The 11,267-nt window shown below is 31.5% G+C and carries 12 protein-coding genes and 1 tRNA gene; all 13 read left to right on the top strand.

All coding sequences use genetic code 11. From position 1 onward, the window contains the following. Positions 1-261 precede the first annotated feature (261 nt). The 13 genes from Q0P94_RS09960 to Q0P94_RS09900 all read left to right on the top strand — a co-directional run bounded on the left by Q0P94_RS09960 (position 262) and on the right by Q0P94_RS09900 (position 11,173). Positions 262-2,643 (top strand): hypothetical protein, encoded by a 2,382-nt coding sequence (locus Q0P94_RS09960; RefSeq protein WP_295116174.1) that lies wholly within the window; start codon positions 262-264, stop codon positions 2,641-2,643. Positions 2,644-2,777: 134 nt separating this feature from the next. Beyond that, the gene (locus Q0P94_RS09955; RefSeq protein ID WP_295116172.1) at positions 2,778-3,335 is read left to right on the top strand and encodes a LemA family protein; all 558 of its coding nucleotides are present in this window, start codon (positions 2,778-2,780) and stop codon (positions 3,333-3,335) included. A gap of 13 nt (positions 3,336-3,348) precedes the next feature. Next, positions 3,349-5,148: a DUF2207 domain-containing protein gene (locus Q0P94_RS09950; RefSeq protein WP_295116169.1), complete on the top strand. Its 1,800-nt coding sequence runs from the start codon at positions 3,349-3,351 to the stop codon at positions 5,146-5,148. 42 nt (positions 5,149-5,190) lie between these two features. Then, positions 5,191-6,972 carry a DUF2207 domain-containing protein gene (locus Q0P94_RS09945; RefSeq protein ID WP_295116168.1) on the top strand — a complete coding sequence of 594 codons (1,782 nt, stop codon included), beginning with the start codon at positions 5,191-5,193 and terminating at the stop codon, positions 6,970-6,972. 185 nt (positions 6,973-7,157) lie between these two features. After that, positions 7,158-7,242, top strand: a tRNA-Ser gene (locus tag Q0P94_RS09940). Between the two features lie 184 nt (positions 7,243-7,426). Beyond that, on the top strand, positions 7,427-7,876 hold the full coding sequence (locus Q0P94_RS09935; protein ID WP_295116166.1) for a 30S ribosomal protein S13: 450 nt from the start codon (positions 7,427-7,429) through the stop codon (positions 7,874-7,876). Positions 7,877-7,937: 61 nt separating this feature from the next. Next, complete coding sequence (locus Q0P94_RS09930) at positions 7,938-8,477, top strand: 30S ribosomal protein S4 (protein WP_295116164.1); 540 nt, start codon at positions 7,938-7,940, stop codon at positions 8,475-8,477. Positions 8,478-8,488: 11 nt separating this feature from the next. Further along, entirely contained in the window at positions 8,489-8,881 is a 393-nt protein-coding gene (locus Q0P94_RS09925; protein ID WP_069574667.1) for a 30S ribosomal protein S11, read from the top strand. Positions 8,882-8,896: 15 nt separating this feature from the next. Then, complete coding sequence (locus Q0P94_RS09920) at positions 8,897-9,730, top strand: DNA-directed RNA polymerase subunit D (RefSeq protein ID WP_295116162.1); 834 nt, start codon at positions 8,897-8,899, stop codon at positions 9,728-9,730. Beyond that, complete coding sequence (locus Q0P94_RS09915) at positions 9,730-10,095, top strand: 50S ribosomal protein L18e (protein ID WP_295116160.1); 366 nt, start codon at positions 9,730-9,732, stop codon at positions 10,093-10,095. Before Q0P94_RS09920 ends, Q0P94_RS09915 begins: the two co-directional genes overlap by 1 nt. A gap of 13 nt (positions 10,096-10,108) precedes the next feature. Beyond that, a complete protein-coding gene (locus Q0P94_RS09910; RefSeq protein ID WP_295116158.1) occupies positions 10,109-10,531 on the top strand; it encodes a 50S ribosomal protein L13 in 423 nt (140 codons plus the stop codon). A gap of 18 nt (positions 10,532-10,549) precedes the next feature. Further along, a complete protein-coding gene (locus Q0P94_RS09905) occupies positions 10,550-10,951 on the top strand; it encodes a 30S ribosomal protein S9 (RefSeq protein ID WP_295116157.1) in 402 nt (133 codons plus the stop codon). A gap of 51 nt (positions 10,952-11,002) precedes the next feature. After that, positions 11,003-11,173: a DNA-directed RNA polymerase subunit N gene (locus Q0P94_RS09900; RefSeq protein ID WP_295116155.1), complete on the top strand. Its 171-nt coding sequence runs from the start codon at positions 11,003-11,005 to the stop codon at positions 11,171-11,173. Positions 11,174-11,267: the final 94 nt, after the last annotated feature.

Genomic DNA, 11,267 nt, shown 5'->3' with positions numbered 1-11,267 from the left:
AATTCGAGTGTAAAATAAAAAGAACAATAACATGTCAAAATCAAAAACAAAGAGAAAATATCACTTTTTTAACAAAAAAAAGCAAAAAACATCGATATTCACTTAAATTTTGACATGGTTTCTACAAGGTTATTTTTTTTAAATATTTATTAATTCTCATTATTCTTCAAATATTTTTTGGCGATTAATGGGATAATAATATATATTATCAAAATTATATTATATATCATATTAATTAATAATTAATGAGGTTGAAGGAGAATGTTTAATAAAAAAATTGTTTGTATTTTAATTTTTCTTACATATATATTTGCTCTTTCAACTGTTAGTGCTGCAGACAATTCAACTGAAACCATGTCCATTGGTGAAATTGAGGATTTATCAGTTGTTGAAGATGACGTTAATGAAAGTTTAACTGTTTCAAATAATGCTGTGGCAACTTCAAAATCGTTTTTAGATTTAAATAATCTCATAAACAGTAATAATGACTTTTATGTTGATTTGGATTCAGATTATAAATTTTCTCAAGAATCTGATTCTGAATTTATCAATGGTATTACAATATCTCGCTCCCTTAATCTTAGGGGCAATGGTTTTACTATTGATGGTGGGAATCAGGCAAGAATTTTCCAGGCTAATGCTTATGTGAATTTTTATGACATTAATTTCATTAATGCTAATTCTGATTATGGTTCTGCTATTTATGGTTCAAATTATGCTGCTAAAAATTGTAATTTCACAAAAAATTATGCTGCTAAAAATGGCGGAGCAATGTATAAGGGATATGCTGAAAATTGTATTTTCAAAAATAATAAAGCAAGTAGTTCCGGTGGGGCGATGTATGAAGGAAGTCTCACTAATTGTACTCTGATTAGTAACTCTGCTGGAGATGGTGGTGCTATTTATAATGTTTATGCCACTTATTCAACTTTCATATCCAATCAGGCTTCTAGATCTTGCGGTGCTATGTATGGTAGTTCAGCATCATATTGTACTTTTATAGATAATTATGCATATGACCATTCTGGTGCTTTTGGTTTTGGTTATGCTGTGAATTGTATTTTTATTAATAATACAGCTTATCAATCAGGAGCTTTGGGTGGTGCCGGTTCTGCAGAAAAGTGTACTTTCAAATATAATTATGCTGAAGAAGGTGGAGCAATCTTTGGTTGTCTTGCGACACAATGTACTTTCATTGGTAATCATGCACAGCAAGGAGGTGCTATGGCTGGAGGAAATTCTGCAGTGGACTGTGTTTTCATAGATAATTATGCCGTTGGTAAAGGTGGAGCACTACTCGAAGTTTATGCATTGCGATGTAATTTTACAAACAATCATGCTGACAGTGGTGGTGCTATGTATTTAAATTCCGCAAAAGATAGTGATTTCACTGACAATTATGCGGTTAGAGGTGGGGCCATGTATAATTCACATGGGTTATCTTGTACTTTCACAAATAATAAAGCTCAATTAGGAGGGGCTATTTGTGACGGTTCTGCTACTTCTTCCACTTTTAAAAACAATCATGCTATTAATGGTGGGGCAGTATCTGGTGGTTCTGCTGAAGGTTCAGTTTTAGCTTGTACTTTTTTCAATAATGATGCTGAAGAGTATGGTGGGGCTATTTATGCAACTTCTGCTGTAAGATGTTATTTCAAATCTAATACTGCAAAATATGGTGGAGCTATATCTTCGGGAAGTTCTGCTTCAGAATCTGTATTTATAGATAACGTTGCTAAAATTTCTGGTGGAGCTAAATATCAATCTTATGCAGGTAAATCTAATTTCTCAGGTAATCTTCCAACATATGTTTTATATGTTTCTGATTTTAATGCTATGGAAGGATTTGGTGGGGATATAAAAATTAGGCTTTCAGATTCTCCTTCTGGGGATGTTCTAGGTGAAAATGTAACAATTAAAATTTATAATAATTTAAATCGAGTTATTGGAACTTATATTTCTCAAACAGGATATAATTGGTTTGTTGATTTTCCTGCGGGCAAATATAGAGCTGTTTTCACTGTTGAAGATGTTTCATATGAATTAGATCCAGTTAGAATAACAATTAACATTCAAAAATCTTCATTTATTTATGTAGTTAAAGTGGTTGCTAATTATAATGATGGTAAATCCTTGTTGGTTAATTTACATGATTCAAAAGGAAATGTAATTAAATATGCTAAGGTTTCTATTACTCTTAATGGTGTAACAAAAACTTACACTACAGATGAAAACGGTCAGGTAATTCTATCTACAAAGGGTTTAGCTCCAAAAACTTATGTTGCAACTATTCATTTTGATGGGGATAATACTTATGTCAAATCTTCTGCAAGTACAACAATCACTATTAAAAAAATCACACCTAAACTTTATGCTGCTGCTAAAAGATTCAAACTGGCTGATAGATACAAAAAATATACAGTTACCTTGAAGACTAATAAGAATGTTGTAATAAGATATGCTCTAATCAAAGTAAATGTTAAAGGTAAAATTTACTCTGCAAAAACTAATGCTAAGGGAATTGCCACATTCCAATTTAAATACCTTAAAGTTAAAGGTATTTTTAATGCTGTTGTAATGTTTTCTGGAAATGCATATTATAATGCCGTTAAAAAAACAGTAAAAATAACTGTTATTAGGTAATTTTTTTATATTTTACACTTTTTTTTACATTTAATTATAATCATTTCTATTTATTTATATAAAAAGTATTTTTTTTAAAATACATAAAATATTTTAAGATATTATTAAATATTATTATGTAAAGGTGATAAAAAATGAGTATAATTTTAACTATTGTGCTTGTTGTTGTAGTTTTATTTATTATTATTACAGCAGTACATATGTATAATAATCTTGTAAGTTTAAGAAATCGCGTAAAAAACAGTTACTCACAAATTGATGTTCAACTTAAAAGAAGAAATGACTTAATACCTAATCTTGTGGAGACTGTGAAAGGTTACGCTGCTCATGAGAAAGGTGTGCTTGAAGAAGTTACTAAAGCTAGAGCTGGATTAATGAATGCAAATGGTATTGAAGAAACAAGTGCTGCAGATAATCAATTAACTGGTGCATTAAAATCTTTATTTGCTGTTGCTGAGAATTATCCTGATTTAAAAGCAAATTCTAATTTCCAACAATTACAATCAGAATTGTCTGAAACTGAAGATAAAATTTCTTATGCAAGACAATTCTATAATGATGTTGTTTTAAAATATAATAATGCTTGTGAAAAGTTCCCAAGCAATATTTTTGCTAAAATTTTCAACTTTGAAGAAGCGGAATTCTTTGAAGCACCTGCTGGTGATCGTGAAGTGCCTGAAGTTAAATTTTAATTAAGAGGTTTTTATGAACAATAAAAGAATATTGGGAATAATCTTTTTAGTCTTGATATTAGTTTCAGCACTGTCTTTTGTTTCAGCGGAAGATAATAGTTATACTATTGACCATTCCTTTGTCGATTTGACTATAGGTAGTAATGGTCTATTGCATGTTAAAGAAACATTGCAATATTCGTTTGAAGGAGAATTCTCCGGAGTATACAGAGATATAACCATTAGGGAAGGTCAAAATATATCTAATATTCAGGTTAGTGCAAATGGGGCTTTTCCTGTTTTAAAACAGGAGCATCAGGATGGAAATGAACATTTAGTGATATATTTGTACTCTGATTCCGCACATACCAAAAAAATCAAGGATTGTGATGTGGATATTACATTGACATATGATTTTTCAAATACAGTAACATTGTATAATGACATAGGTTTGCTTCAATATAATCTTTGGGGTAAAAAATGGAATGATGATGTCGGCGGAGTCGATTTGAAAATCCATGCTCCTGGGGATAAAAATAACTCAATTTATTTTACTCCGGACAGATTAATCAAATCAGATAATGTGGATGGTAATTTAATAACTGCTACTACTGATAGTATTTCTAAAGATCAAGTATGTGGATTTGTTCTTTTAATGCCATTAGATGACTTTAATAACTCTATTTATGCAAAGCATATTAATGAAAGTGGTAAGGATAAAGTCCTCCAAAGCATTAATGACAGTCAGGGTAAAGATAACTTTTGGAGTAATATTTTATTAATTTTGGGAGTAATTCCTTTTTTAAGTCCTATTGCAGCAATATTTGTTTATTTAAGACATGGAAGAGAACCTAAAGTTGATTATGATGGTATTTATGAAAGAGAATTACCCACTGATGATTCTCCTGCTGTTGTAAATGCAATTGTTGATAATAAAAGTGATATCGGTACTCCAAATATGAAAGGATTTGAAGCTACAATTCTAAGTCTCATAGATAGAAAAGTATTTAATCTTTACTCAAGAGAAAATGCTGAAACAGAGACTCATGATTTGTTCATAAAATTCAATGTTGACTTAAAAGAACAATTGAGTGATAGTGAAGAAATTGTATTTGATATTTTGCATAACTTCGCTGATGATGAAAATGTCCTAAACTTATCGACTTTAAATGATCAGTTATCCAATGAGTTCAATGCAAGTTGGTTTACTCAACAAGTTGAAACTTGGCAAAGCTATGTGCTATTTGAAATTGATGAAAAAGGTGTAGAACCATATTTCAATAATGCTGGTTCTTCATTAATGCAGGGAATAGGTGGCATTGGTTTTATTATAGGTATTATCATTGCGGGAATCGGATTCTTCTTTGGTTTGGATTATGGAATTTTCACACTTGCTGCGGGAATATTTTTAATAATTTTTTCAGCAATTCTTTTTGCCATTCCTCAAGATGTATTTGGACATTGGACTGAAAAGGGTAGAGTATTCTATCTTAAATGGTTGAATTTTAAGAAGTTCTTGGAAGATAACAGTTTAATTAAGGAACATCCTCCGGAATCAATTGTCATTTGGAAAAAGTATTTGATTTATGGTGCTGCTCTTGGGGTGGCTGAAAATGTTTATGAAGCTATGAAACTGCAGATGCCATATGATTATGATTATGACGATGGTCTTTTCCTATATCATAGTTATGGTGGATATTATATGATGAGTGGTATGTATAATATTGGTGACAATATGGGAAATTCATCCTCTTCTGATGATTCATTTGATTTTGGTGGTTTTGATGACTTCGGTGGAGGAGGATTCGATGGTGGAGGTGGAGGAGCGTTTTAGCTATCCACTTCCCTTTTTTATTTTTTTCTTTAGGGTGATATGATGAATACGAAAAAAATCGCCATACTGTTTTTACTTATTTTTATTTTATTTTCCGCAATATCTGTGATTTCTGCGGATGATGACAAAAGTTACACTATTGATCAGGCATTTATTAATTTAACTGTCATGGATAATGGATTATTGTCTGTAGATGAAATATATCAATTTTCTTTCGATGGTCAGTTTAATGGTGTATACAGAGATATACCTCTGAAATCCGGTGAGAGTATAGATAATATTGAAGTATCTGCCGTTGGAGCTTATCCAGTTATGGTGGTAAGTAATAATGAGGGGATGAAACATCTTAAAATTTATTTATATGCTGATGAGGCCCATACTAAAAAAATTAGAGATTGTGAGGTAACTATTTTTATCAGTTATGACATGAAAAATGTTGTTACTCTTTTTAATGATGTTGGAGGACTTCAATTTAAACTTTGGGGTGATGAATGGGATGTTGGTGTTGGTTCATTATCTGCCCAGATAAATCTTCCTGGTAAAAAGAATAATACGTACTTTTTAAACCCAAAGGAGTATACAACAGATAGCCATATAAACGGAAACACAATCACTGCTCAATCTACTTCTATTCCAAAGGGAGAAATTTATGAATTGCTCGTTTTAATGCCATTAAATGATTTTAATGATGCAAATTATGCTAAACATGTGAATGAGAATGGTAAAGACAAAATAATGAAAAACTTAAATGATAGTATCGCCAATCGTAACTTTTGGAATGCTGCTTATTTGATTTTAGGTTTATTGTCAATTTTAAGTCCAATAGGTGCTATATTTACATATTTTAAATATGGTAGAGAGCCTAAAGTTGATTATGATGCATTATATGAGAGAGAACTTCCCTCAAATGACTCTCCTGAAATGATTAATGCACTTATAGATAATAAGGACGATATTGGTACGCCAAATATGAAAGGTTTTCAGTCTTCTATTTTAAATCTCATTGATAAAAATATCCTGGGGTTAGAAACAAGGGAAAGTAATAAATCTGATTCAAAGGATTTGCTTTTGGATTTTAGAAATGTTGATACGGCAGATTTGACTTTAAGTGAAAAGTCTCTTATAAATACATTATATCCGTTTGCTGAAAATGAAATATTAAATTTATCTTCTTTGGAGGGCAAATTATCTTCTGAAGATAATGCAAAGAGCTTCTTGGAAGACTTTAATGATTGGAAAGAACATGTGAAAGATGAAACATCTGATTTAACAAATCAATATTTTGATGGCAGGGGTTCTGATTTAATCATTGCAATTGCATTGGGTGGCCTTGTTTTTGGAATTATCATAGGTATTTTGGGTTTCACATCTCAACTTGGAAATGGAATTTACTGTATTGTTGGGGGAATATTTTTAATCATGTTCTCTTTGTTGTTATTCAATATTCCAAAAGATATTTTTGGAAGATGGTCAAAAAGTGGCCGAGTCTTCTATCTTAAGTGGTCAAATTTCAAGAAATTTTTGAAAGATAATAGTTTAATTAATGAACACCCTCCGGAATCAATAGTTGTTTGGAAAAAGTATCTTATTTATGGTACTTCTCTTGGAGTATCTGATAATGTTTTGAGGTCCATGAAAATTCATGTGTCAAACATTTCAGATTATGATGATGGCATATTCATGTATCATTATTATGGTGGATACATGATTTTTAATCATGCATTTCAAACAGGTGAATCTGCAGCAAATCCTTCCTCATCAGATTCTGGTGGATTTGGTGGATTTGGCGGAGGATCTGGTGGAGGTGGAGGTGGAGCTTTTTAGTTCCACTGTTTCATCTCTTAAATTAGTTACATTTATAAATAATTGGCAAATAATATTTTTATAGATTTGAATTATTTTTAAAAAAGGTCTTTTAATCAATACCTTTATATATGTGAAAGTAAATATATTATTTTATCATGTTATTCTAGATAATATGATGTGCAAGTATTTGCTAACTATTTTATGCCGAGATAGTCTAGCCTGGTAAGGCGCGAGACTGGAAATCTCGTGGGCATTCCGCCCTCCTGGGTTCAAATCCCAGTCTCGGCGTTTATTAGTTTTTAACTTAGTTTTTTTGTTTTATTAAAAATACTTGTTAAACTGATATTTTTGCACTCTTAGTTTATTTAAGCTAAGTTTTATATTGTTGAAAGAACTGTGTTTTGAGAAATTCAAAGCATTCGAATCTATATTTTACGTCTCGTAGGTTCGCTCTATAAATGGAGGTTATTTAATGGAAGACGAATTCAAGCACTTAGTGCGTATTTCAAGAAAGGATGTAAATGGTAATAAAACCATTGAACAAGCTTTAACCGAAATTAAAGGTGTTGGAATATCTTTATCTAAATCTATGTGTCGTACTTTAGACTTAGATTTAGACGCTAAAATTGGATACATTGCTGACGAAGATGTTTTAAGAATTGAAGAAATTTTAGAAAATCCTCAAAAATTTGACATTCCATCTTGGATGTTAAACAGAAGAGAAGATTATGAAACTGGTGATGATATTCATTTAATTGAATCTGATCTTGATATGACTTTAAGAGATGATTTAAACAGAATGAAAAAGACCAGAAGTTACAAAGGTAGAAGGCATGAAGTTGGTTTACCTGTTAGAGGTCAAAGAACCAAATCTACTTTCAGAAAAAGTTCTTCAGTTGGTGTAAAACGTTCAAGAGGATAGGCAAGAACTTTTTTTTATAAATTAAATTATTTAAATTCAATTTTATTAAGGAGATGTTTTAATGGGACAACCTAGAAAATCAAGGAAAAAGTATAATACACCACCACATCCTTGGAATGCGGAAAGAATTAAAAATGAAAACAAATTAATGACTAAATACGGTCTTAAAAACAAAAAAGAAATTTGGAAAGCTGATACTTTAGTCAGAAGATACAGTAGGGAAGCAAGGTATTTACTTGGTTTCGGTGCTGATCAAATGGTTAAAGAAAAATTAGAATTATTAGGACACTTAGCTAGAACCGGTGTTTTGCCAGAAGGTGCTGCTCTTGAAGATATTTTAGATTTAAATGTAGAAGATATCTTAAGAAGAAGATTACAAACTATTGTATATAAAAAAGGTTTAGCTCGTACTCCTAAAGAAGCTAGAATGTTTGTTGTACATGGTCACATAACTTTAAATGGTAAAAAAATCAATTCACCAAGTTATGTAGTATTAAAAGGTCAGGAAGATGAAATAGGTTTCTATCGTTCTTCACCTGTAGCAAAACAAATTGAAGAGTACAACAAAAATAAGGATGAAAAAGCTAATACAGAAGAATAAAGGGTGTAATTATGGCAAAAGATGAAAAATGGGGTATAGCTAATATTTACTCATCATTCAATAACACTATTATTACTGTAACAGATATTACTGGTGCTGAAACTATTTCTCAATGGTCTGGTGGAAAAGTTGTTCGTGCAGACAGACAACAAGCTTCACCTTTCGCAGCAATGGCTGCAGCAACTAGAATAGCTGATGATGCTAAAGAAAAAGGATTTGTTGGATTACATATTAAAGTAAGAGCTCCTGGTGGAAATGGACCAAGAAGTCCAGGACCTGGTGCACAAGCTACTATTCGTGCTTTAGCAAGAGCTGGAATTAAAATAGGTAAGATAGAAGATATCACTCCTATTCCTCACGATGGTACTGGAAGACCTGGTGGTAAAAGAGGAAGAAGAGTCTAAGTGGAAGGGTTTAATATGGAGATACAAATTAAAAGTCAAAGCGATGATGAAATTGTATTCATTGTTCGTGATGCAGAAGTACCATTTATTAATGCTATTAGGAGATGCGCTATGGTTAATGTGCCTAAAATAGCTATTGAGGATGTTAACATTGTAAGAAATGATTCTGCTATGTTTAATGAGGTACTTGCTCATAGACTTGGTTTAACTCCTTTAGTTTCTAATCTTGAAGCAATTGAAGGTTTACCTTTACCGGAAGATGATGGTTGGGAATATGATGAAGAAAATGATTCCTGGGCAGATAATCTTAAAAAAGGTGTTATTTTCAAATTACATGAAGTTGGACCTAAAGTAGTTTATTCTAAGGATTTAATATCTTCAGACGAAACAATTAAACCAGTATACGATACTATTCCTTTAGTAAAACTTAAAGAAGATGAAGTTATTGATATTGAAGCTGTTGCAAAAGTAGGTTACGGAAAAGAACATGCTAAGTGGATGCCTACTACTGTATGCGCATACAAACAATATCCTGAAATTACTTTTAATGAAGACATAGAAGTTGATTATGACTGTGCATTAGCATGTCCAAGAGGTGTTTTAAAATCTGATAGGAGATCAAAACATATTAAGATTTTAGACATTGAAAATTGTACTATGTGTAAAAGTTGCGTAAGAGCCTCTTCTAATGGTTATATTAATGTAGGGTATCGTGAAAATGATTTCATATTTAGAATCGAAACTGATGGATCAATGCCTCCTAAAGAAGTTTTATTAAAAGCTTGTGACAAATTAGGTGAAAAAGCAGAAAAATTTATCAGATTTAGTGAAGAAGGAGGAAGTAAATAATGGTTAAGAAAATTATAAAAACTAATCCTAACCTTATTGAACTTATTAATAAACTTAATAAAAAATCAAAAAGCGAAGATGCAGCTATTTGGAAAGATGTTGCAGATAAACTTTCTAGGTCTAACAGAAGAACCGCTGAAGTTAATTTGTCTGATATTGCAAGACATGCTGAAGCAGGTGAAACAGTTTTAGTGCCTGGTAAAGTATTATCAAATGGTGATTTAACAGAAAAAGTAGATGTAGTAGCATTAAAATTCTCAGCTAAAGCACAGGAAAAAATTGAAAGTGCTGGTGGAGAATGCATCTCAATTGATGAGATAATCGAATCAAATCCTAAAGGATCAAACATTAGGATCATGGAATAAATAGGGTGTTATTATGATTATTGATGGAGAAAGATGCGTTTTAGGAAGATTAGCTAGTATTACTAGTAAAAATCTTTTAGAAGGCGAAGAAGTAGTAATTCTTAATGCTGAAAAAATTATGTTAACTGGTAACAAGGATTGGGCTTATGCTAAATACAAACAAAGAGTTGACAGGGCAAGTATCTCTAACCCTCGTGACTTAGGTCCTAAATATCCTAGAAGACCAGATGATATATTTAGAAGAACTGTAAGAGGAATGTTGCCTTTCAAAAAAGCTAAAGGTAAAACCGCATACAAAGGATTAAAAGCTTTTGTTGGTGTGCCTGCTGAATATGCAGATGCTGAACTCACTGCAGTTCCTGAAGCAGAATACAAAAACATTAAAAAAGGTATCGAATTAGGAGAAATCTCCAAACTTTTAGGAGCTACCTTTTAGATAAATGGATGTGTGATTATGGTTAAAGTTATTCATACAAGTGGAAAACGTAAAACAGCTATCGCAAGAGGTACTGTTCAAGAAGGAACCGGTAAAGTAAGAATTAACAGAGTTCCTTTAGAACTTTATTCTCCAGAGCTTGCTAACTTAAAATTACAGGAACCATTAACCTTAGCTGGTGACTTAGCTAATGAAGTGGATATTAATATTCGTGTCATTGGTGGAGGAGTAATGGGTCAAGCTGAAGCTGCACGTATGGTTATTGCTAAAGGACTTGTACAATGGTCTCAAGACATGGATTTAAAAGAAAAATTCATTCAATATGACAGAACCATGTTAGTAGGTGACCCTAGACGTTCTGAACCTAAAAAATATGGTGGTCCTGGTGCAAGAGCTCGTAAACAAAAAAGTTACAGATAAATTATTTTTCTGTAATTTTATATTTTATTTAAATTAAAAAAGATGATATAAATGATTCCTATAAGATGTTTAAGTTGTGGAAAACCTGTATCAGCTTACTTTGATGAATATAACAAAAGAATAGCTGCAGGTGAAAAGTCTAAAGATGTTTTAGATGATTTAGGTTTAAACAGATACTGTTGTAGAAGAATGTTAATTTCTCATGTTGAAACTTGGGAATAAATTTTACAATTTGTAAGGGATATTTTTTAAAATATATCTTGGTAAAATAATGCCTAAAATGGAGTAATATTCATGGATGTTGAAAAAAAATTAA

The sequence above is a fragment of the uncultured Methanobrevibacter sp. genome, from assembly GCF_946184425.1.
Classification (GTDB): domain Archaea; phylum Methanobacteriota; class Methanobacteria; order Methanobacteriales; family Methanobacteriaceae; genus Methanocatella.
The sequence above is the reverse complement of the archived record's forward strand: the minus strand, read 5'-3'. Positions and strand labels throughout refer to the sequence as shown.